The organism is Chamaesiphon sp. OTE_75_metabat_556, from assembly GCF_031378165.1.
In the GTDB taxonomy this organism is placed as follows: domain Bacteria; phylum Cyanobacteriota; class Cyanobacteriia; order Cyanobacteriales; family Chamaesiphonaceae; genus Chamaesiphon.
This window is the reverse complement of record NZ_JANNDR010000592.1, coordinates 1-20819: the sequence shown is the minus strand read 5'-3', so window position 1 is coordinate 20819 and position 20819 is coordinate 1. Positions and strand designations below refer to the sequence as shown.

24 protein-coding genes and 1 tRNA gene are annotated in these 20819 nt (G+C 48.5%); 19 read left to right on the top strand and 6 right to left on the bottom strand.

What is annotated here, in order from left to right; all coding sequences use genetic code 11:
* The 10 genes from RMO27_RS23665 to RMO27_RS23620 form a co-directional block, all read left to right on the top strand.
* On the top strand, positions 1-264 hold a 264-nt coding region (locus RMO27_RS23665; protein ID WP_309737015.1), incomplete at its 5' end, for a hypothetical protein.
* A gap of 11 nt (positions 265-275) precedes the next feature.
* Positions 276-512: a hypothetical protein gene (locus tag RMO27_RS23660; protein ID WP_309737013.1), complete on the top strand. Its 237-nt coding sequence runs from the start codon at positions 276-278 to the stop codon at positions 510-512.
* Positions 490-801 carry a hypothetical protein gene (locus RMO27_RS23655; protein WP_309737012.1) on the top strand — a complete coding sequence of 104 codons (312 nt, stop codon included), beginning with the start codon at positions 490-492 and terminating at the stop codon, positions 799-801. Before RMO27_RS23660 ends, RMO27_RS23655 begins: the two co-directional genes overlap by 23 nt.
* A 3-nt stretch (positions 802-804) precedes the next feature.
* Positions 805-1131, top strand: coding sequence for a hypothetical protein (locus RMO27_RS23650; protein ID WP_309737010.1), 327 nt, complete (start codon positions 805-807; stop codon positions 1129-1131).
* Positions 1132-1330: 199 nt separating this feature from the next.
* Positions 1331-2110 (top strand): peptidoglycan-binding protein, encoded by a 780-nt coding sequence (locus tag RMO27_RS23645; protein WP_309737009.1) that lies wholly within the window; start codon positions 1331-1333, stop codon positions 2108-2110.
* Positions 2107-2481: a hypothetical protein gene (locus tag RMO27_RS23640; RefSeq protein ID WP_309737008.1), complete on the top strand. Its 375-nt coding sequence runs from the start codon at positions 2107-2109 to the stop codon at positions 2479-2481. Before RMO27_RS23645 ends, RMO27_RS23640 begins: the two co-directional genes overlap by 4 nt.
* A 215-nt stretch (positions 2482-2696) precedes the next feature.
* On the top strand, positions 2697-3347 hold the full coding sequence (locus RMO27_RS23635; RefSeq protein WP_309737007.1) for a hypothetical protein: 651 nt from the start codon (positions 2697-2699) through the stop codon (positions 3345-3347).
* 194 nt (positions 3348-3541) lie between these two features.
* Positions 3542-4390, top strand: a complete 849-nt coding sequence (gene crtA, locus RMO27_RS23630) for a cyanoexosortase A (RefSeq protein ID WP_309737006.1) — start codon at positions 3542-3544, stop codon at positions 4388-4390.
* A gap of 15 nt (positions 4391-4405) precedes the next feature.
* Positions 4406-5131 carry a cyanoexosortase A system-associated protein gene (locus tag RMO27_RS23625; RefSeq protein ID WP_309737005.1) on the top strand — a complete coding sequence of 242 codons (726 nt, stop codon included), beginning with the start codon at positions 4406-4408 and terminating at the stop codon, positions 5129-5131.
* Positions 5132-5193: 62 nt separating this feature from the next.
* Entirely contained in the window at positions 5194-5838 is a 645-nt protein-coding gene (locus RMO27_RS23620) for an HpsJ family protein (protein WP_309737003.1), read from the top strand.
* Between the two features lie 116 nt (positions 5839-5954).
* On the opposite strand, the gene RMO27_RS23615 is transcribed toward RMO27_RS23620, so the two are convergent.
* A tRNA-Leu gene (locus tag RMO27_RS23615) sits at positions 5955-6038 on the bottom strand.
* 293 nt (positions 6039-6331) lie between these two features.
* Between RMO27_RS23615 and RMO27_RS23610 the strand changes: the two genes are divergently transcribed.
* A complete protein-coding gene (locus RMO27_RS23610) occupies positions 6332-8608 on the top strand; it encodes an amylo-alpha-1,6-glucosidase (RefSeq protein WP_309737001.1) in 2277 nt (758 codons plus the stop codon).
* 429 nt (positions 8609-9037) lie between these two features.
* Positions 9038-10672 (top strand): serine/threonine-protein kinase, encoded by a 1635-nt coding sequence (locus RMO27_RS23605; RefSeq protein ID WP_309736999.1) that lies wholly within the window; start codon positions 9038-9040, stop codon positions 10670-10672.
* 88 nt (positions 10673-10760) lie between these two features.
* Here RMO27_RS23605 and RMO27_RS23600 read toward each other — a convergent pair whose 3' ends face one another.
* From RMO27_RS23600 to RMO27_RS23590, 3 genes are all read right to left on the bottom strand, one after another.
* Positions 10761-11957: a saccharopine dehydrogenase family protein gene (locus tag RMO27_RS23600; protein WP_309736998.1), complete on the bottom strand. Its 1197-nt coding sequence runs from the start codon at positions 11955-11957 to the stop codon at positions 10761-10763.
* A 126-nt stretch (positions 11958-12083) separates the two neighbouring features.
* Complete coding sequence (locus RMO27_RS23595) at positions 12084-12491, bottom strand: DUF1823 family protein (protein WP_309736996.1); 408 nt, start codon at positions 12489-12491, stop codon at positions 12084-12086.
* 140 nt (positions 12492-12631) lie between these two features.
* Positions 12632-13591, bottom strand: coding sequence for a CHAD domain-containing protein (locus RMO27_RS23590; protein WP_309736995.1), 960 nt, complete (start codon positions 13589-13591; stop codon positions 12632-12634).
* A 308-nt stretch (positions 13592-13899) separates the two neighbouring features.
* On the opposite strand from RMO27_RS23590, the gene RMO27_RS23585 reads away from it, so the two are divergent.
* Together RMO27_RS23585 and RMO27_RS23580 are read left to right on the top strand one after the other, a co-directional pair.
* The gene (locus RMO27_RS23585; protein ID WP_309736994.1) at positions 13900-14127 is read left to right on the top strand and encodes a hypothetical protein; all 228 of its coding nucleotides are present in this window, start codon (positions 13900-13902) and stop codon (positions 14125-14127) included.
* Positions 14128-14230: 103 nt separating this feature from the next.
* Positions 14231-14779: an HNH endonuclease gene (locus tag RMO27_RS23580; RefSeq protein WP_396133798.1), complete on the top strand. Its 549-nt coding sequence runs from the start codon at positions 14231-14233 to the stop codon at positions 14777-14779.
* Positions 14780-14880: 101 nt separating this feature from the next.
* Here RMO27_RS23580 and RMO27_RS23575 read toward each other — a convergent pair whose 3' ends face one another.
* Positions 14881-15723, bottom strand: coding sequence for an ADP-ribosylglycohydrolase family protein (locus RMO27_RS23575; protein ID WP_309736991.1), 843 nt, complete (start codon positions 15721-15723; stop codon positions 14881-14883).
* A 160-nt stretch (positions 15724-15883) separates the two neighbouring features.
* Here RMO27_RS23575 and priA point away from each other — a divergent pair, with 160 nt between their 5' ends.
* From priA to RMO27_RS23555, 4 genes are all read left to right on the top strand, one after another.
* A complete protein-coding gene (gene priA, locus RMO27_RS23570; RefSeq protein ID WP_309736989.1) occupies positions 15884-18436 on the top strand; it encodes a primosomal protein N' in 2553 nt (850 codons plus the stop codon).
* 76 nt (positions 18437-18512) lie between these two features.
* Positions 18513-18728, top strand: a complete 216-nt coding sequence (locus tag RMO27_RS23565) for a DUF3285 domain-containing protein (protein WP_396133797.1) — start codon at positions 18513-18515, stop codon at positions 18726-18728.
* Positions 18729-18805: 77 nt separating this feature from the next.
* Positions 18806-19297, top strand: a complete 492-nt coding sequence (gene ybeY / locus RMO27_RS23560; RefSeq protein ID WP_309736988.1) for an rRNA maturation RNase YbeY — start codon at positions 18806-18808, stop codon at positions 19295-19297.
* Between the two features lie 127 nt (positions 19298-19424).
* On the top strand, positions 19425-19862 hold the full coding sequence (locus RMO27_RS23555; RefSeq protein WP_309737017.1) for a diacylglycerol kinase family protein: 438 nt from the start codon (positions 19425-19427) through the stop codon (positions 19860-19862).
* A gap of 12 nt (positions 19863-19874) precedes the next feature.
* On the opposite strand, the gene RMO27_RS23550 is transcribed toward RMO27_RS23555, so the two are convergent.
* Entirely contained in the window at positions 19875-20045 is a 171-nt protein-coding gene (locus RMO27_RS23550; protein WP_309736986.1) for a hypothetical protein, read from the bottom strand.
* On the opposite strand from RMO27_RS23550, the gene RMO27_RS23545 reads away from it, so the two are divergent.
* On the top strand, positions 20044-20658 hold the full coding sequence (locus RMO27_RS23545; protein ID WP_309736984.1) for an aminodeoxychorismate/anthranilate synthase component II: 615 nt from the start codon (positions 20044-20046) through the stop codon (positions 20656-20658). The genes RMO27_RS23550 and RMO27_RS23545 overlap by 2 nt on opposite strands.
* Positions 20659-20819: the final 161 nt, after the last annotated feature.

Sequence of the window (20819 nt, the reverse complement as noted above, 5' to 3'; positions counted from 1 at the left end):
GAGAATGACGAGCCGTTATGTACGATCGAGCAGTTAACGCTGTCGAAAAAAATCATGCGGTTCGTGTGCGAACTGGAAAACACAGTTAACGGCAAAAAAGTCCGCAAGACAAGCACGATCTACTGTGGGCGGGACAAAGCTGCTGTCCTGTTAAGTGGTAATACTCTTAACGGCAAGGCGTTTAAAGTCATGGTCAAAGGCGAAGAAAAGACGATCGGCACCATCCAAGATGTCCGAACTGCTACTCGCGACACATTCAAATAGGTTCGTAATTAATGAAATATTATCTCGACGCTACCGGCTTAACTACGATCTCCGATTTGCGATCGGAAGTTGTTGACAGTATTAGATCGAAAAACTTGCCCCAAGCAATTAAAAACGATCTCCAATTGAGTTTTAACAATTGGCTCGATACTCGCACAGAAGCAATGTACAAAAACGGTGTCGAGCTACCTGGCGAAACACCGGCAAGCACTCAACCTAATACCGATGGCAATTTCTTTAGCGCGTAGTTTCTTCGAGTCGAACCAGACCAATGTTCGGACTGTCGATAGTAATCTGCAAAAGAAGATCGTATCGCCTAAAAATTCAGCACGCAGAAGCGGCTTAATTGTTAACGAATCTAAGTACGATCTATTAATTTGGTTTGGCTCTAAATTGCCCGCTGATGATGCCGATTGGTTGGTCGTTCCTTCCCGCGCTAATTGTGATATCCCCTTATTTTTTACGGGTGAAATCCATGGTTTTTGGCGCGGGGATGATGGCCGAATCGCAAAAATTTATGAATTTTATGGAGATTAAACCTTGAGTATTTCTTACCCGTCGGGCACGAGCAGACCAATTGCTGCTGTTAATGCTCGCGACCAAGCGATTAGCATTAACAGTAGCGAAATTATGTTGGCAAATACCAGCCGAGCTGGCGGCACAATGCTAGTTAATAATACTAACAAAGCGATTTGGATTCGGTTGGGCGACAACCAAAATCCCGCTATCAAAAATAATTCATCGTCCTTCGCCATTCCGGCAAATGGTGGTAACTATACCTTGCCCGATCATTATCTAGGCGCGGTACAAGGATTACTTGATGCTGTTGCTGTGGGTACACTTCAGATTGTCGAGCCTAATTATTAAACCAGTGAAAAAGATATGTTGGAAGCTTTCCTTTTATTGTGCTGTTGCCTCGATTTCATGCTTGATTCAGATACTTGATCCAGCGACGAAGGAATTATTCTGTACGGCGTTCCCAACTCGGAATATTGCTACAGATAATAATTCTAGCAAGTATCGACAGTATCCAACTACTCAACCTAAACAATTTGGAGATTGATTGATGTTATTGCGTAATTGTGATGAATGTTCGACCAATATCTTGAAGGTATTGGATAAACAATTGATTGCCGAAATGTTGGCGATCGAGCCGGATGCCTTTGTCGATATTAGTAACATCGACGGGGTGATTCTGGCTGATGATGCCGCGCATCCGTACTTGATTCCGGCTGCTGCTGCCGCTCTGCAAAAAGCGATCGTTTCAGCGGGTAAATCGATGACGATCAATTCCGCCTATCGCACGCTGCCACAACAGGCGTTGCTTTACCTCAATCAAAAACGGTGTGGTATTGTCGCCGCCGCTCCTGGCGCAAGCAATCACCAAGGATTTTTGGCGATCGACATTGAAGATCCGTACTTCTGGCAACCATTTCTAGCGGTACATGGCTGGCGCAAATTGGGCGATTGGGATCGGATGCATTACGACTTTAAAGGTCGGGACTTGCGCCCATTATCGATCGAGGCTTTCCAGCGACTAGCCGCGCGCAATGGGTTTACCATATCGATCGATGGGTCGATGGGTGAAAGTACCTTATGGACACTGCGGAACGCGCCAATTGAGGGTTATCAACACGCGGCCTATCCCCGCGTGTTGCGACTGACCGATCCGATCCAACGGGGTCAGGATGTGGGTAAGTTGCAACTCAAGTTGGGTATCAAAGCCGATGGGATCTTTGGAGCCGGTACGGCCACAGCGGTTGCTCAATGGCAAATCGCCCAAGGATTGGCCGGTGATGGTGTGGTGGGGGCTGCCAGCCGCGAACGGTTGGAGTTAGTCGCTTGAGTATCGACATTTCCAATCCGCTGGAATGGAATTTAGTCTATCGAAATAGCTTGGTTGCGGGTGCAAGCGGCACAATTACGCCGGTCGTTTTTACCAGCGCCCACCACGAAATCATTGTCGGTATCAAAGTCGCCGATGAACCTACCTGGCGATGGGGTGGATATCTCACCGCGCAGGTAGATGCGCTCCCCTCTAGTACAGCTCAACTATTCGGTAGTTTGATCCAGATTAAGAGTTATCGATTGACCTGTCGCCAATATCAATCGATCGATCTCAATCCGGCTTTACCGCTGCCGTTTGTGTGTCAAATCGATTTTCCTCGGTATTTCCGATCCTGCCAGGTTGAGGTGTTCGCGCGCAATGATATTTAGGATGCGGTTATTTCGGTTGTGAAATCGTGGTAATGTTGTGTCAGTGAGAATTTAGCCGACGGCTACTTCTCCGCGATTTCAGGAATCGCTTCCGAATTAATTTTCGTCTTGTCCGTTCAACCCTCTGGGTTTATTCCGCCGGACTCCCAAGTCAGAAGCCACCCCGATGAGATCGGGGTGGCTTTTGATTTACTCGAACATGTTTATCATCGACTATGATGCAACTTCCAGATTTGAGGATTGTGAAACTAAAATTCATCAACGGCTTGAGAGTAGCCATCGATCGATTGCCGCGTCAGGTTGGTGCGATCACTGTCGCTGGCAGTTCGCTCTATCTCGCGCTCGGATTGAACAGTACGGTACGCGCCCAATCGAGCCTCATCCCATCCACACCAGAGGTTTGCGAGATCGACCTGGCTGCTTTGAAATCCATCGAACCTGGGCCTAACCCCAACATCGTCACCGCCGATACAGCTTCACCCCAAGGGATGACTCTACCGAGCCTGTGGTGGCCGAGCGAGCAATTCGCCTCCAAAAAATTGGTCACAAACTGGATTGCCAACCGCGCTCAGAAACAGATTTACCTATTAGTGGGCACGCAATCCTGGCACCTCTTAGACTATATCGATCGCTATCGCACCATCGATCGCTTTGGTCGCGTCGCGCAGAGCTATGGCTACAATCTCAAAATTTGCGACAGCCAAAAGATCGCCCTCGCTCGTTATACCTGTGATTTGTCCCTCGCACCCAGTCCCATGCAGACGACTGCCACCACCGGAAACACTCCCACTACCTGTCAGATTTGGTTGCACAGTAACGACCAAAATGGCATGAGCGTCCAAACGACATCGCCACTCTCGCGTTAGCCCGAGATCGGACGTCACCCTCTTCACCATCGGCGAATCTATTTAGGCCAATCTTAGGTAAATGAACCATAATATGCCATCCTAAAGTTGGCAGTTTGTCACGCCAAAACTAATTTATTAATGTATTGGCAAGAGATTGCCCCATCCCACGATCGGATCGTTGATGTGGGCTATTGACACAATTCATAGAATGCATGAACCAGCCAACTTTTTTCAAACGCATCTCCCCCACTTCCCCAGCTTTTTTACTATTATTACTAGGTGTGGCGATCATCGCCATCCAAATGACGCTGATCTTCAAAACTGGGAATTCTGATCGGCAAATCACGACAATGCTATTTTGGGCGGTTGCGGCCTATCTAATTTGGGAACGCAAGGATAAACTCAAGTTCGATACTGGCCCGATCGCCAGCTTACTCGGCGCGTCTTTATTATCGCTACTGCTGCTCAAATGTACTGGCTACTGTGAGGAATCTTTCCTAATTGTCTACCCATTCATCGCTAGTATCGCCCTCGCACTGATTGCCGCTGGTTTTCAAGGCTTGAAGGTATATTGGCGTGAAATCCTCTTACTATTTTTTGCAGGTATTCCCGAAGTTTTGCTAGCAAAGCTGACCGATCCCGCGCCGATGACCGCACAATTTGCGAGTTCCATGCTGTGGTTTTCTGGCTTACCGATCGTCCGGAAGGGGATCTTTTTGGAATTACCAGGTGGTAGCGTCCAGGTTTACAGTGGTTGCTCTGGGGTCGTGGCAATGACGCAACTACTAGGTATGTCAGTGCTATTTTTGATGCTGTTGCCGTTGCAGTGGAAATGGTACCAAAAGGCAATTTTACCAGTCGCTGCGGTCGCGATCGGTTTTATCGTCAATGCCCTACGGGTGTCCCTGATGGCTATTCTCGTCGCCCAAAAACAGATGGCTGCTTTTAATTATTGGCATGATGGTTCGGGTTCGCTGGTCTTTTCGGTCATCGGCACATTGCTGCTGGTATCACTCGTATGGTTACTGATTCAGATCTTTACGCCCGAAGCTCCCGTCTAGGAGGAGCCATAAACCATGATTTCTGTTGCTAATTTTGCGCGTCAATCGTTACTATGCTTACTCTGTGGCGCAGCCATCGGCGTACTGGGTCATAACATTTTCAATAGTTCTACCAAGTCAAGTTTGCAGGCACCTGCGACCTTTGATTTCCCACCACAGGTGCCATTGGCAGATACCCAAATGTTAGCGAGTAAACCACTAGCCGCTCATACTTTTGAGAATGGCATGGTCGCTACTGGTCGATCGTATCGATATCCAGTCACAACTTCGCCAACTGCTGACAACAAGTCCGCAGCGATCGACATCGAGATCCGGTACATTACCGATGGTGTAGCCAATCGACCCACCATGGATGCGTTATTACCAGTTTTCACCAAAATTCCTGTTGCGGCGTTGAAGCCGGCGACGATGAAAGAAAAACCAGGATTGGGTTTTTATAGCTTATTTGTCGATCGCCAAACCGCTTATTTCGGTACTTGTATCAATCCCCAAGGCATCACCACTGTGACTGGGGATCAGTTTCATGCTAATAGTAATCCTAACCCGTTAACTAGTGGTATCCCGTTGCAGCGGTTTTTACCGTGGTTAATGGGCAAACAGACATTTAGAGATAGCCGCTGTCTGTGGACACTGCTCTCGACCCCGATCGACCCCAGCGCACCTGATGCTACGATGAAAACATTGGAGACAACAGGCGTAAATTGGATTCGGTGGTGGCAGATGCATTTTCCCGCAGCATAAACATCTTCCCAACTCAACTTGCTTCGATTCAATTAAATTAAATTAAAGGTGCTATTTTTCCAATGACTCCAGTATTATATCTATTTCGCGCTGTTGGTTATGGACTGTTATTATTAACTCTATTTGATGTAATCAGCGCGATCGTCCCCCCCCAGTTTAGCAATCCAGGCTGGCAGTTTCAGACTGCTGGCGGGTTTGTCGAACGTTCGGCCGTACCGTTGATCGGCTTTATTCTGGTGTTTTATGACGATCGCGATGCTCGCAAAAAGAGAGAGCTGTTACTACTGAGATTATTATCTTGGCTCTCCTTACTGACTGGGATATTTTATTTAGCATTGGTGGTGGTGTTCTTTCTCACGCCCCAAGGTCTCAACGAGCGCGCCGAAGCTCAAGTCAAAGCTCAAATCGAGCCAGAAATTACCAAGCAACAGCAGATCCAAGCGCAATTTGAGAAAGCCCAACCCGCCCAAATCGAAGCGTTTATGAAAAATAATCGCGTCACTGGCATGGATGCGCCAGCATTTAAGTCAAAAATGGTGCAGAATGCGGCTCTAACTGAGAAAAACTTGAAAGAGCGAATGGCTCTAACTAACAGCGGTCAACGGATGGCTTTAATCAAAAATGCCATCAAATGGGCACTAGGTGCAATGGTCACTGGTGTATTATTCATTAAAATTTGGGCTGGCACCTCCTGGGCGAGACAATAAATATCTGATCAGAAAGATCGCCATTGCCGATCTCAACAAAGAGGGGACTCGATCGAGTCCCCTCTTTTTTGAGTTATTACCAACGTGCAAAGACGATGTTGCCACTGCCTTGAAGATGGGGGTGGCGAGACTTGAACTCGCACATCCGTTACGGATAACAGATTTTAAGTCTGTCGCGTCTACCATTCCACCACACCCCCAGGTGTTGCTACTTGAGTTAGAAGTAGGCTGTGTAAATGTGTCACAGATGGCCAATATATCACAAATAACCGATCGATGCAAGTAAAAATAGGCGGTGCTCCACAATTTACCGCAAATCAGCATCGCCAAACAAACTCCCGTTTCCGGTCACCCTACTTGATCGCGCAGTAGCAAATTTTGTGAGCGAGATCGATCCACTAACGTTATGTCCCCCAGCTTTGTCGAATCGAGTATCATAACTTAGACACTAAAAATTCCTGATGTCATCTACTCCATCTAGAGAGGTACTGTTATGTCTAATCAGATCGAACTTGAAGGAAGAATCTTTGTTCCGGCTAGTGAGTTAGATATTCCTGAGTGGGGCTGTGTGGTGAGCGACCGGAACCAGACCACGCTCACGCTCAAAGATGACGATCTATTTTTGATTACTGATACGATCGGCAATATTTCTGGATGTTCGCGCGATGAGACGATCGCGAGCCTAGGATTATTTTGTCGGGATACCCGCTTTCTGAGTCGCTTGGAGTTGCAAATTGCTGGGAGTTCGCCCATTTTACTCACCTGCAACGCCGATAAAGGGTTCGCACTCTCCGCCCTGTGTACGAATCCCACTATTCCCAATGTCAACGCCGAAACGATTAGTATTCAACGCGAAATCGTCCTCAATGGCGGTTTATTTGAAGAACTGACCATTCATAACTACAACACGACAGCGGTTAGTTTTGAAGTGAGCCTGAGCTTTGATGCCGATTTTGCGGACTTATTTGAAATTCGCGGCTTCAATCGAAAACAGCGCGGTGAATTACTGCGGCGCGTCCAAACCGATCGCCCCTTACCGGTAACATCACCTGTCAAAGAACTGACCCTGGCTTATCAGGGTCTAGATGGTGCGATTCTAGAGTCGCACATTCAATTTTCCCATCGCCGCCCCGACTATCTCAAGGGATATACCGCGATCTGGCAGATCGAGCTAGAATCCCATGCTAGTTATCAGATCGGCTATCGCCTGGAAATGCTGATGGATAACCGCCCCGTGTCGCGAGTCAATAGTCCGATGGCACTGATTCAGGCGAAAGCAGCCGAAATGCTAGAGGAAGATACTTGGAGATCGCAGATTACCCAAATTCGGACGGACAATCCCAAGCTCAATCAAGCGATCGAACGTGCCGAACAAGATGTCTATTTATTGCGGCAAAGTTTCGATCTGGCCAACACCACACCCGATCGAGCCAGCTCCACAGGGACGGTGCTATCGGCGGGCGTCCCGTGGTTTTGTACTCTATTTGGCCGCGATGCAATTATTGCTGCCAGTCAGGTGTTGATTTTAGATCCGACGATCGCCCGCGAGACACTGATGGTACTAGCTCAGTACCAAGGCAAAGTCGATGATGAGTGGCGCGAAGAGCAACCGGGCAAAATCCTGCACGAACTCCGGATGGGCGAGATGGCTCGCTGTCAAGAAATTCCCCACACGCCCTACTATGGGACTGTCGATGCCACCCCCTTGTGGTTGATGCTGTACGCCGAATACTATGCTTGGACGAATGACACGGCGACTCTCGATCGATTGTGGGACAACGCAGTGGCGGCCATGGCTTGGATCGATCGGATGTGTGCGGAAACTGGTTATTTGAGCTACTTCCGCACCTCCGCACGGGGGTTGGCCAATCAGGGCTGGAAAGACTCCAATGATTGTATTGTCGATCGGCAAGGCAAAATAGCGACTGGCTCGATTACCCTGTGTGAAGTCCAAGCTTATGTCTATGCGGCCAAAATTCGGATGGTCGAACTAGCCAAACTAAAACAAGCAAACGAACTGGCCACCCGCTGGCAACAGGAAGCGCAACAGCTCAAACACCGTTTCGATCGCGATTTCTGGATTCCCGATCTCGATTTTCTGGCGATGGCACTTGATGGCGCGGGCAAACAGGTCGATGGGATCGGTTCCAATCCCGGCCAGTGCTTGCAGCAAGGCTTGCTCTATCCCGAAAAAGCCAAAAGCGTCGCCGAACGCTTGCGCGCGCCGGACATGTTTAGTGGCTGGGGGATTCGGACACTGAGCAGTCAGTCCCCAGCCTACAACCCGATCGGCTATCATACCGGATCGGTCTGGCCCCATGACAATAGTCTGATTACCATGGGTTTACGGTCTGTCGGTGCAGTCGAACAAGCCTTAGAAGTCGCCCAAGGTATTTTGGACATGACCGGCCATCAACCTTACGATCGACCACCCGAACTGTTTTGTGGCTACGAACGGACGGACGCTAACAGCCCGATTCAATATCCCGTCGCTTGTTCGCCGCAGGCTTGGGCAACTGGGACAATTTTTCAGCTCATGCAAATGATGGTGAATTTGGTGCCCGATGCACCGAGCAACTGTCTGCGGATTCTCGATCCAGCTTTAGCTAGTAACATCCATCAAATTTCCTTCAAAAACCTGCGCGTGGGTGCGACGCTCATCGATCTGGAGTTTACCCAACGCGATGCCGAGGGTGAAGGCTTGCGCGCGACGACGTCCTGTCGCGTGCTCAAAAAACGTGGTAATCTGCGAGTGACGATCGAAGCTTAACCAACGATGCGATCGAGCTAGACACTTGCTGCACAAGACTGACAGGCACTGGAGCTAAATATTCTGTCGAAACGAGCGATCGATCCCCTGTTGTGGGTACTTTAAAAATAACGAGATCGATCGCCTTCGGGTAATTTTTACCGGAGGTGCCGATCGATCGTCACTCGTACCCTCAACTTGGAAGTCGCAAGTCGCACCACCCCAACCATGAAGTAAGATCGCATCGCGCGAACAAAAGCGGTAGAATTAGAAGCAAATAGCTAAATCCTTTACTTGCCCTGCAACTCAAGCGATCGGCTAGTTATTGTTCCTAAATTTAAGTCCGAGCTAGTCCGGACTCCAAGATGATGGAGTCGCCATCCCAGCCGGGGAGACTAGAACCACGAAACAAAGAGTATGTCAAGAGAAATGTTCCACTGGTGAGGCTCAATGAGCTACTGCGTAAACCCTGACTGTCCCCAACCGAAAAATCCGATCGATGCTTTTCTGTGCCAAGCCTGTGGTGCGCGGCTACTCGTACGCAATCGCTATCGAGTCACCAAGTCACTAGGCCAAGGGGGCTTTGGTGCGACCTTTGTAGCGATCGACGTATCACTTCCTGGCGAACCGATTTGCGTCATCAAACAACTTAGACCGAGCAATAACCATGAAAAGTTCCTGCGGATGGCCAGAGAACTATTCGAGCGCGAAGCTAGAACTTTAGGCAAAATCGGCAACCATCCCCAAATTCCCCGCCTGCTAGACTTTTTTGAAGAGCGGCGCAACTTTTATCTCGTCCAAGAATATGTCAGCGGCCATACCATCCATCAAGAAGTCAAACAGATGGGTCTGTTTAAGGAAGAAAAAATTCGCGACTTCCTGATCGAGATTTTGCCGGTAATTACTTATATTCATTCCCAACAGGTCATTCACCGCGACATCAAGCCAGCCAACATTTTGCGGCGCGACCAAGATGGCAAATTAGTCCTGATTGACTTTGGTGCTGTCAAAAACTACGTCGCCCAGCTAGAACCGCAAGAAGGTGTCGAACAAGGCTCGAATACCCAATTTGCGGTCGGTACCTCTGGCTATGCACCGCCAGAACAATTGGCGATGCGGCCGATCTTCGCCAGCGATCTTTATGCGCTGGGGGTCACTTGTATCTATCTGATGACCGGCAAATCGCCCAAAGATATCGAGTACAATCCCTCGACGGGAGAAATGATGTGGCAAAAACACGTCCAGTTGGGCAAGCACATGACTCAAGTCTTGGGCAAAATGCTAGAGGTATCCGTCCGCTACCGCTATCAGTCGGTAGAAGAAGTACAACGCGCCCTCGCAAACACATCAGTCGTCGATACCCGTCCTGCTGGCGTGCCAGCACGGCCAGTCGGCAGCCCCAATCAGCCGATTCCCTTCGCCCAAGCTTCGCCGCCAGGATTGCCAGTCAATCCCCATCAAAATCCCCCCCCACAGCCGATCGCCCAACCAGCTTCATCGGCATCCCAACGGATGGCCGAGGCCATTAAACGCCGCCGATTAGATGGCGATCCGACGAATATCAAGAATGCGGGCGATCGCAGTCAATTTGGTGCGGACATTCGGACCGGACTGGGTGGCATTCCCGCAATTCAGCTACCGCGAGAGCAATTAAAGCTAGATGCACAGGGCGTCTTGGCAGCCTTTAGGCGCGGCCAACGGACGTTTAGCGAGATGGACATTAGCAGTCTCGATCTCTCCAAAGCCCATCTGCCAGGGATTACCCTGAGTAGTGCCAATTGCGCTTATATCAATCTCCAAGGCGCAAATTTAGCCGCTGGCAAGTTTGATAAAGCCGATTTGAGTGGTGCAGTTTTGAAGGATACTGTCCTGAGCAAGGGCTACTTTAGCTATGCCAATCTCCAAAATGCCGATCTGCGGGGAGCCGATTTGAGCGAAGCCTATCTCAATTATGCTAACTTGCACGGTGCCAACCTCTGTGGGGCAAATTTGAAGGGTGTGAAGGTGACTGAAGATCAATTGAACCAAGCTAAAACCAATTTTATGACCGTTTTCCCTAATGGTAAACGGGGTGGCTTCTGGTAAGTAAGATCGAAAGTTGATCCGACGATCGATCTGTTGCAAACATCAGGGTAGAGTCAATTTCTTGGCTCTACCCATTTTTCAAGCTCGACTAGTTGGCAAATGGTGAGACACCATCCATCACTTCGTGCCAAGGCAATCCCATCGAGCCTAAAAGTTCCATGAATGGATCTGGATCGCATTCTTCGACATTAAAGACACCAGGGTGTTTCCACTGGCCATTGACAATCATCAACGCGCCAACTACCGCCGGAACGCCAGTTGTATAGGAAATCCCTTGCGATCCGACTTCTGCATATGCGGCAGCATGTTGACAGTTATTGTAGACATAATATTGCTTTGCTACGCCATCTTTGATGCCAGTGATATGACAACCGATCGAGGTTTGTCCGGTGTAATTTGTGGCTAGCGAAGCAGGTTCGGGGAGGAGGGCTTTGAGGAATTGCAGTGGGACGATTTTTTGACCTTGATAATCGATCGGATCGATCCGCGTCATCCCGATATTTTCGAGTACTTTCAGATGAGTAATATAGTTCTCCGAAAACGTCATCCAAAACCGCGCGCGTTTGAGAGTGGGGATATTTTTGACGAGAGATTCGAGTTCTTCATGATAGAGCAAATACGACTCGCGATCGCCAATTTCCGGATAGGGAATCGGGCGATGCATCGATAAAGCCGGAATTTCCACCCACTTACCATCCTCAAAATATCGTCCTGGCTGCGTGATTTCGCGAATGTTAATTTCAGGATTGAAATTGGTGGCAAATGACTTGCCATGATTGCCGTCATTGCAATCGATGATATCTAGATAGTGGATTTCATCGAAATAATGTTTGAGGGCATAAGCACTAAATACTCCCGTTACCCCAGGATCGAAACCACAACCGAGGATGGCGGTGAGTCCAGCTTGTTTAAACCGATCTTGATATGCCCACTGCCAACTATACTCAAATTTAGCGACATCGATCGGCTCATAGTTGGCAGTATCAAGATAGTGAACTCCCGTCTCCAGACAAGCATCCATCAATACCAAATCTTGATAAGGGAGCGCGACATTAATCAGGAGATCGGGCTTAAATTCTTTAATTAGTTTGACTGTATTCGCAACAGTATCAGCATCTAGCGCAGCAGTGGTGACTTTTGGAGAACCAATGCTAGCAGCAATCCGTTCGCATTTATCGACGCTGCGACTTGCTAATAAAATATCTGTGAATTCGGCGCGTGCGGCACATTTATGTGCGACGACATTGCCGACACCACCTGCACCTACTATCATTACCCGTGCCATACTATCCTTCCTGATGTAAAGTGTATTTTGATCGATGTTACTGCTGTGGATAGTAGAGAGTGAATGGCATCTAAATCTGCATCACGCGTCCGGTTTCATTCTCCACTGCCCAGACAACCTCAATTACTATACCCTGTCAGCTAAATAGGCTAACAACCAACTTACTGCTGTCGCCCGCCGAGTTTGGCGGGGGCCAAATTCACCAATTTTATAACCCTTGAAGCCAAGTTGTTCTTTGAGTAGCTGTTTGTGTTCTGGCTGAATCGATCGAGTCAGTTTGACAGTAGCCGGACGACTGGCGATAAAATCTGGTGGTGTGGGGTAACTTTCTCGCCAGTCTGGAGCTACTTGACTCAAATCCCAAGCATTCTCCGTCGGTTGATATCGATAGCCCAAGTAGTGCCATAAGATCTGATTGACCTGCAAATCCGAGATCGATTCGTTCAGGATTGCCCAGATTGTCTCGGTATCCAGCGGTGGTAATTCTAGCCAGTCCAAGCTTGCGTAATCGATCGCCACATCGCCATTATCCATACAAATCGCCAAAACCCAACCCTACTTAAATTTCCATGCTTTGTCAATTTCCGCTCCCCCGCTCCCAACTCCCAACTCCCAACTCCCTGTCTTGTCTCGCTAAACCGTCGGGAAACAAAGGCGGGCGCGAGCCGCAACTCCTAACTCCCAACTCCTAACAACAATAATTGCAGATCCTGCTTGACTTGGAGTTGTTGATATCGCTGCTGAATGGGTTGCCAATTTTGCCAATTGAGATAATTACTACGGGCGATTCGTTCGGAGAATGTGGGTAACTTTGTGGGCGATCGCTTACCCAAAACTTTCCGCACGAACTTATCCAAAACCAGATTGTCCTGAATATTCCCAAAGATTTGATGAATTTGTTTGAAATCTTTGAGATAATCTCGATACTGGACTGGATATCGATCGGGAAATAGTTCCAGTAAATAGCGAGTAGCTTTGACTTGTTTGCGCAGACTGTGCATGGTGTCGCCGTGGATCGTGAGTAGCTGCGAGACTGCGGACTCTGGACTGACTGCGGTAAAGGCATCCAACTCGATCCACCAACCAGAATGGATGAAGAGTTTGCTAGTAACATTTGTTAGTAATGCGGGTAAGATCGATGCGATTTCCACATTAGCGATCGGAGTATATTGAGGGCAATTGAGCCAATTATTTAGCCCTAATTTAAAGTACTGGTAATCTCGCTCGTTGAGCATTAAGTTAACTTTTAAAATTTCCTTGCGACGGCGTTTGATGAGCATCGCCGCTACTTTTTCCAAATATGCTTGCTCGGATTCTGGCAAGCTAATGCGATAATTTGTAAAAGTATCTTGCAAGACATCCAAGTCACGAACCTTGCCCAATCCTCTGGCAATGTGACCGATTTGTTTATCCCCCATGACTTTGGGGATCTCCAGGCTCGATCCAAAGGCTTGGATCTGCGATCGCAAGCGGCGCAGACTCACGCGCATCTGATGTACCGCCTCTCGATCGTTATCCGCTAACAAGTCGGCTTCTAGAGTCAGGATGGTGATGTATTGTTTTTGGATGGCTGGATAGATATAGTCAGCCAGTGTCGCTGGCAGAGTGGAGCACTCTGGCGACTGTAATGTCAAATTTCGATCCACGATGTTCTATCCCTGTCGAGTGAGGAGCTAAGTTATTTCGATCTTAGCCCAAGCATTATCTCATCGCTATTTCACCTGTGGACGTAACCATCTTTACACGCGCAGCAACATGACTCGATCGCCAAATTGAGAGCATTAGCGACTAGACATCTCACCAAAATTTATTGTATTATTGAAAGATAATTACCTTTTTGTGCTAATTAAGTAAACTACCAACTTCGTGACTCGTGGGCTGAGTGGCCGCTGACGGCATCACCCAGCAGTCCAGATCGATATCACTACCTTTAGCCTTGTTAATGTTCGTGTCTAATCTCGCCGATAACTCCCTCCGCCCAAATAATTTTATCGCTCAACAGCTTGGCGAGCGTAATTTGTGGCAGCTAGAGTTTGCCGATCGCGGCAATTATACGCAGATAAGTAACATGAATATTGCAGCTAGAAAAAGATCTCTGCATCTATTACCACTCAAGCATTGCGGGAAACCAACTGTCGTAGCATCACTTCGGGATGTTAGCCAGTTGTAAAAATCACAAGAAACCAATCTACATCTTCTTGTAACCCCCGCTTGTCTGCCACAGACAACGGGGGTTGTTCGTTAGGAGGCTCAAAATGATCAAACCTGCCACAATGGGGATCTCCGACGGCAAGCCAGCCGATCTCCGATCCAAAATTCCGTCTGTATTAAATAATTCTGTAGTCGTATTTTCGACTAACTATTTACCCATGGCGCGGATCAATATCCGCCGTGCGATCGGACTACTGATCAGTGGGAGAGCTGAACCGCTCGATTTGCACGATAGCAAACTAGTCTGGGTACTCCATTCGCCCTCTGTCGCGATCGAAGTGCCTCACCACATTCGCCTCAAAACTACTACCGCCGAACGGTTGTGGAAACTGCCGAGTGTCAGTCGGCGCGAGCTGCTTAGGCGAGACGGGCATCGCTGTCAGTACTGTGGGAGTGCCAAACAACTGACGATCGATCACGTCATTCCTCGCTCCAAAGGCGGTACCCACACCTGGGATAATGTGACGATCGCTTGTGAAACTTGCAACCACAAGAAAGGGGATAAATACCTCAATGAAACGGCCATGGTGCTTAAAACCAAGCCCAAAGCACCGATGCACCCGACTGTTGCTTTTGCCGAACAGTTTTGGCAAGCACGGAATCCTTCCTAGTGGATAGTGGATAGTGGATAGTGGATAGTGGACGCAAGCATCCTGTTTCTCCCCGCTCCCCGCTTTCTCATCTAGCTCTCCATACTTCAATCCAGTAACTTTTAACTGCGGGGTTGGATGACTTGTGGTGCTGCTACTGCCAATGGCGCGTGACTAGATGATAAGCGATCGATTCCCGCTCCCGCCCAAGTTGCCAGTAACCTATCGGCGGCGAACAGCCACTGCTCTCGATCCTGCGTCGCGAGATAGCCATTGAGGGGAATGCCCGCGATGCTATTTTGTGCGCCAGCAAGGATGCCCGTCAACGCACAGATGAGTTGGGAGCGATCGTCGATCCGATCGGCTAATCGCAGGGCTAAACACAAGTCTTCAGGGGCACAGAGTAAACAATAAATCGCCAGCACTGTCGCCCTGACAATCGGGTGCGAAATCGGGGTCGATCTGTGAGCGATCTGATGGAGACTATCTGGCTGGTTTAATTGGAGATCGATCGCCGTGAGTGATTGAAATAGCAGGGGATGGAGATTGATGGCTTCGTCTAGGAGTTGGGCGACGATCGTGCCAGCATCGAAAGATTCGGTCAGCGATCGCGATATAATGTAGCCGATCGCCACTGCACTAGAGCAAGTTTCCCAATCCAGTTCCCAGAGATGACTGACATTAATTAATAGCTCGCGCAGCTTGACGCGATCGTCATGAAAAAATAACATTAGTGGCAGCATGGCGATGATCGCCCGCTCGGCAGTGGGTTGATCGACAAAGATATTTTGATCCCAATCTTGCTCGACAAATTTACCATGCTTAATCAAACTATTAAGGCCATTTGTCAACGCCAATTCTACATCCTGCATCAATCGATTGGGCGCGATCTGATAGGGATTAAGATAAATTAGATTGCCACTAATCAATGCACCTTGAAATCTCGTTGATAATAAGTGTTTCATCTGCAATTTATCACGCGTTAAACTTGTTAGAATTCTAAAAATCAATCCGATCTTTAAAATAAGATCCGCACATTTTCCGCTAAGCTGCTACTCATTTAATTTAGATACCTCCTCCCCGCTCCCAGATCCCCGCTTTCAATAAATCTAGTATGTAATTTAAATGTTTGACAGCTTATCACCTGACTTCATGCCAAATCTCGATCGAGCTACTGTCTCTACACCGATAACTGGATATACTGTCGGTACGAAAGCAGCCGGATTGGTAGAGGTATTGGTCGATTGTCCAGGGACTCAGTCTCTATATACATACAATGTACCCGATCGCTTGAGCGTGCAGGTTGGTGATATTTTAAGCGTACCCTTGGGCGGGCAAATAGTCGGTGGGATTGCGATTAGATTTGTCGATCGCTTGCCAGATTCATTAGCAATTTCCCAGATCAAAGATATCGATGATGTGGTTGCATCTGGCTTATTTAAACCTAATTATTGGCAGTGGTTATCGCAAATTGCCCAATATTACTATACACCATTAATTCAAGTTATTAAAGTTGCGTTGCCACCCGGACTGTTGACCCGATCGCATCGGCGGATTAGAGCGATGGCAATTGATGAAACCCCGGATGTTTTTTTGAGCGATATCGCCAAGCAAATCCTCAAATTACTGAACTCCACACCAGCCAGAAATTACAGTTGGCAGCATATTCAAAAGCAGATTCCTCAAGCCAGAAAAGGTTTGCGAGAACTACTCGATCGACAAGTGGTTACATCTTATTTAGAGTCTGGCAAAACTCAACAACCAAAATTGCAAAAGGCGGTGATTTTGACCGCCGATGTAGTTGGTAGCGATCTGACCGATCGACAACGTGAGATTGTGGGTATTCTCAAACAGCACGATGGTGAATTATGGCAGTCTGAATTAGTAAACCTCAGCAACACGACAGCTTCAACTTTAGCCAAGATTGCTGAGAAAGGATATATCGCGATCGTCAATAAAGAAAAACTGCGCTCCGAGCGCGAACTGGGCATCTTTCAACAAGAACCAGCCAAGCTGCTCACTCCCGATCAAGCGGCGGCACTGACGGTAATTAATAGCCTGTCTGGATTTGCCCAAGTCCTGCTACATGGCGTCACGGGTTCGGGCAAAACCGAAGTATATCTCCAAGCGATCGCGCAAATCTTAGCAAAATCCCAATCGGTATTGGTCTTAGTCCCCGAAATTGGCTTGACACCCCAACTGACCGATCGATTTCGATCGCGATTTGGCGATCAAGTCTGCGTCTATCACAGTGCCCTCAGCGATGGCGAACGCTACGATACTTGGCGGCAGATGTTCAATAATACCAGTCAAATTATCATCGGCACGCGATCGGCTATTTTCGCCCCCGTCCCCAATCTCGGCCTGATCATCCTCGACGAAGAGCACGACTCCAGTTTCAAACAAGATCAACCCGCCCCCACCTATCAAACACGAGACATCGCCAAATGGCGCGCCGAACTAGAACTGTGTCCCCTGATCCTCGGCTCCGCCACCCCCTCCCTCGAAACCTGGGTCAACATCCATCTAACACCCAACACCCAACACCCAACACCCAACACCCAACACCCCACTCCCCACTCCTCCTACTACCTCCCCCTCCCTACCCGCGTCTACTCCCGCCCCTTACCGCCCGTCGAGATCGTCGATATGCGCCAGGAGTTACACCAGGGCAATCGCAGCATCTTCAGTCGTCCCCTCGCCCAAGCCTTGTGCCAGATGCAAGCCCAACAGCAACAGGGGATTTTATTCATCCATCGGCGGGGACATAGCACCTTTGTTTCCTGTCGGAGTTGCGGTTATGTGTGTGAGTGTCCTAACTGCGATGTGTCGCTGGCTTACCATCAACCAGGGACAGCCGAACAGGCGCAATTACGCTGCCACTACTGTAACCATTGCCAACCCCAGCCGCGCAAATGTCCAGAGTGCGATTCGCCCTATTTCAAGTTTTTTGGGAGTGGTACCCAAAAAATTGTCGAAGAACTCCAGCGGGAGTTTCCCCAACTGCGCTGTCTGCGCTTTGATAGCGATACCACCAGTACCAAAGGCGCGCATCGCCGGATTTTGACCGCATTCGTCCAGGGAGAGGCCGATTTGTTGGTGGGCACCCAGATGCTCACCAAAGGGCTAGATTTGCCCCAGGTTGTTCTCGTGGGAGTGGTAGCGGCTGATGGCTTATTGCATCTATCGGATTATCGGGCTGCCGAACGGACATTCCAAACCCTGACCCAGGTGGCGGGACGCTGCGGGCGGGGTGAGGAAGCGGGGAAAGTAATTATTCAAACCTACAATCCCGAGCATCCCGTCCTCGCAGCGGTGACAAAACACGATTACGCGGCGTTTATTGCGGCAGAGTTGCCCGAACGGCAAGTATTAGATTATCCACCCACAGGCAAACTGATTTTACTGAGGTTTAGCAGTCTCGATCCGATCGCGGTCGAACAAACCGTCACAGACATTGGCGAGATGCTCGCAGCGGCGGCAATTGCTGGCTGCTACGAAGTCTTAGGCCCCGCACCCGCCACAGTGATGCGAGTGAGCAATCGCTACCGCTGGCAAATCATGCTCAAATATCTACCCAATGGGACGGCGACGCTACCGGATTGGGAGGTGCTCAGAACGAGATGTTCCAATCTAGTCAAGATGACGATCGATGTCGATCCACAGAATTTTTTGTAAATTTGTTACAGAAAGTAACTAAGTGATGGGTTAAGATAACCATATCTTAAATTAAATTTTTGTGGCAATCGCCATCATGAGTGATACATCCATAGATGACACGACGATCGAACCTGTCGAACCTGCTGATGTGATGGAAACTCCACCGACCCCAGCAGAACTCAAAGAAAAGTATGTCAAATATGCCATGCGGAACATGGTCAAAAAAGGTGGCAAGTCACTCCAGCATTTTGCCCTCAGTGCGATCGGATTGCTGGCACTTTTTGTCGGCTTAGCCTATCTAACTAAATAAAGGAGAGATTGGGGATGTGGTCCGCTCGATCGCGCTACCTAATTTCTCGATCCAGCTACCAATCGCTATTTAGCTAGATGCATCTAGAATTAATCGTCCAAGATCTCTATCAGCCGAGTGTCGTTGACGAACATACTTGGGTCAATTGGTTTGAAAACTGGTTACAGACGCCAGCACTCGGTCTACCGCCAGGTGATGCTTACGAACTGAGTCTGCGACTTACCAGCGATGGCGAAATCCAAGCGTTAAACGCTCAATTTCGCCAGCAAGATCGACCAACTGACGTCTTATCTTTTGCGGCCTTGGAAGTCGATTTTCCCCAAGGCGCAGACAATTCCAGCGATTCAGCCATCTACCTTGGTGACATTATTATTTCGGTCGATACGGCTGTGAGACAAGCCCCCGAACATGGGTATTCTTTAAGAAAGGAATTGGCTTGGCTTGCTAGTCATGGACTACTACACCTGCTGGGTTGGGATCACCCCGACGAGGCAAGTTTGCTGTTAATGTTGGATCGGCAATCAAGTTTGCTCAGATCTAGTGGTTTTAGAGATCTCGTAGATGCCTAAAACCATCAAATCTCAGCCATAAGTGTGAAAGATCTATTTAATAAATCATTATTTTATCCGTGGGAACCACCAGTCTATGCAGATTAAACTAAACGAGACAGTCAATACTACAAATGTCAAATCAGATATGGCTACTAAAATGTCTATTGCCCAACCATTAGACCGAAGTTCACAGCAACGGACGAAGGCTTGGCGAGTAGCAACTAGTATCGGGGTGAGTTTTAAATATGCTGCGGCTGGCGTAACCTATGCCTTTAATACGCAACGCAATTTTCGGATTCACTGTGTGATGGGTACGCTGGCCATTACTATCGGTGCGCTGCTACATCTGACTGGTGTCGAGATGGCGGTAATTTGTATCGTCAGCGGTCTAGTGTTGACCTTAGAACTATTAAATACCGCGATCGAATCGGTTGTCGATCTGACCGTCGGCCAAACCTATCACGAACTGGCCAAAATTGCCAAAGATTGTGCTGCTGGTGCGGTGCTAATTTCGGCTTTTGCTTCTGTTTTAGTCGGCCTGTGCCTGGTCGTCCCCAAAGTACTGGTACTGTTCGCTCATTAGGGTGGAAATCAGTTAGTGGTTCGATCTCCAGCACCAGCTTGCATGTCCAGCACCACCACCGATCGAGATTCGATTTGTGCGCGGCTGAATGTGTTGAATTTTAAATCGATCGCGACCGTTGTCTGCGAGAATAGCGACGATCTGTTTTACACTGAGTAAGATTGGGATAGTAGTGTAATGCATGATTTTAGTTATTGACAATTACGACAGCTTCACTTATAATCTCGTTCAATATTTGGGTGAATTAGGACAGGAATTACCTGTTGCCAAAGAGATTCGGGTCGATCGCAACGATCGAATTACGCTCGCTGAGATTGTAAATCTCGATCCCGATGGGATCTTGATCTCGCCCGGGCCAGGGCGTCCCGAAGCGGCGGGGATTACCTTAGAGATTATTAGGGCATTGGGTGCCAAGTACCCGATCTTAGGTGTGTGCCTGGGACATCAAAGTATCGGTCAAGTTTTTGGTGGCGATGTCATTGCCGCACCGATCCTAATGCACGGTAAAACTTCGGAAATTTACCACGATGGCACAGGTGTATTTGCAGGTTTGGCCAATCCCTTTACTGCTACTCGCTATCATAGTCTGGTTATCGATCGAGCCACCTGTCCCGATTGCTTACAAATCAATGCCTGGGTAGAGGATGGCACCATCATGGGCGTGCGCCATCGAGATTATCCCCACATTGAAGGGGTGCAGTTTCATCCCGAAAGTATTTTAACTAGTTATGGTAAACAGTTACTACGAAATTTTTTGACCTCGATCGAGTCTCACTCATTAAGTGCAACCGTTTAGGACATATTGTATCCCCGACTTCTGGGAGAAGCTAGTAGGGTGGGCAGTGCCCACCACACAGGTTTCAGCTAATTTCTTTCTGATAAATATTCGCACTCAAGTAAGTCGGCGCAAATATTTATAATATTAGAAAAGCCTGAAACGTAGATGGTGGGCAGTGC

Bases quoted from the DNA above. Each gene is read 5' to 3' on its own strand.
- RMO27_RS23660 (WP_309737013.1), top strand. From the start codon at position 276: ATGAAATATTATCTCGACGCTACCGGCTTAACTACGATCTCCGATTTG.
- RMO27_RS23655 (WP_309737012.1), top strand. From the start codon at position 490: ATGGCAATTTCTTTAGCGCGTAGTTTCTTCGAGTCGAACCAGACCAAT.
- RMO27_RS23645 (WP_309737009.1), top strand. From the start codon at position 1,331: ATGTTATTGCGTAATTGTGATGAATGTTCGACCAATATCTTGAAGGTA.
- RMO27_RS23635 (WP_309737007.1), top strand. From the start codon at position 2,697: ATGATGCAACTTCCAGATTTGAGGATTGTGAAACTAAAATTCATCAAC.
- crtA (WP_309737006.1), top strand. From the start codon at position 3,542: ATGAACCAGCCAACTTTTTTCAAACGCATCTCCCCCACTTCCCCAGCT.
- RMO27_RS23625 (WP_309737005.1), top strand. From the start codon at position 4,406: ATGATTTCTGTTGCTAATTTTGCGCGTCAATCGTTACTATGCTTACTC.
- RMO27_RS23620 (WP_309737003.1), top strand. From the start codon at position 5,194: ATGACTCCAGTATTATATCTATTTCGCGCTGTTGGTTATGGACTGTTA.
- RMO27_RS23610 (WP_309737001.1), top strand. From the start codon at position 6,332: ATGTCTAATCAGATCGAACTTGAAGGAAGAATCTTTGTTCCGGCTAGT.
- RMO27_RS23605 (WP_309736999.1), top strand. From the start codon at position 9,038: ATGAGCTACTGCGTAAACCCTGACTGTCCCCAACCGAAAAATCCGATC.
- RMO27_RS23600 (WP_309736998.1), bottom strand. From the start codon at position 11,957: ATGGCACGGGTAATGATAGTAGGTGCAGGTGGTGTCGGCAATGTCGTC.
- RMO27_RS23595 (WP_309736996.1), bottom strand. From the start codon at position 12,491: ATGGATAATGGCGATGTGGCGATCGATTACGCAAGCTTGGACTGGCTA.
- RMO27_RS23585 (WP_309736994.1), top strand. From the start codon at position 13,900: ATGTTCGTGTCTAATCTCGCCGATAACTCCCTCCGCCCAAATAATTTT.
- RMO27_RS23580 (WP_396133798.1), top strand. From the start codon at position 14,231: ATGGGGATCTCCGACGGCAAGCCAGCCGATCTCCGATCCAAAATTCCG.
- RMO27_RS23575 (WP_309736991.1), bottom strand. From the start codon at position 15,723: ATGAAACACTTATTATCAACGAGATTTCAAGGTGCATTGATTAGTGGC.
- priA (WP_309736989.1), top strand. From the start codon at position 15,884: ATGTTTGACAGCTTATCACCTGACTTCATGCCAAATCTCGATCGAGCT.
- RMO27_RS23565 (WP_396133797.1), top strand. From the start codon at position 18,513: ATGAGTGATACATCCATAGATGACACGACGATCGAACCTGTCGAACCT.
- ybeY (WP_309736988.1), top strand. From the start codon at position 18,806: ATGCATCTAGAATTAATCGTCCAAGATCTCTATCAGCCGAGTGTCGTT.
- RMO27_RS23555 (WP_309737017.1), top strand. From the start codon at position 19,425: ATGGCTACTAAAATGTCTATTGCCCAACCATTAGACCGAAGTTCACAG.
- RMO27_RS23545 (WP_309736984.1), top strand. From the start codon at position 20,044: ATGATTTTAGTTATTGACAATTACGACAGCTTCACTTATAATCTCGTT.
- RMO27_RS23550 (WP_309736986.1), bottom strand. From the start codon at position 20,045: ATGCATTACACTACTATCCCAATCTTACTCAGTGTAAAACAGATCGTC.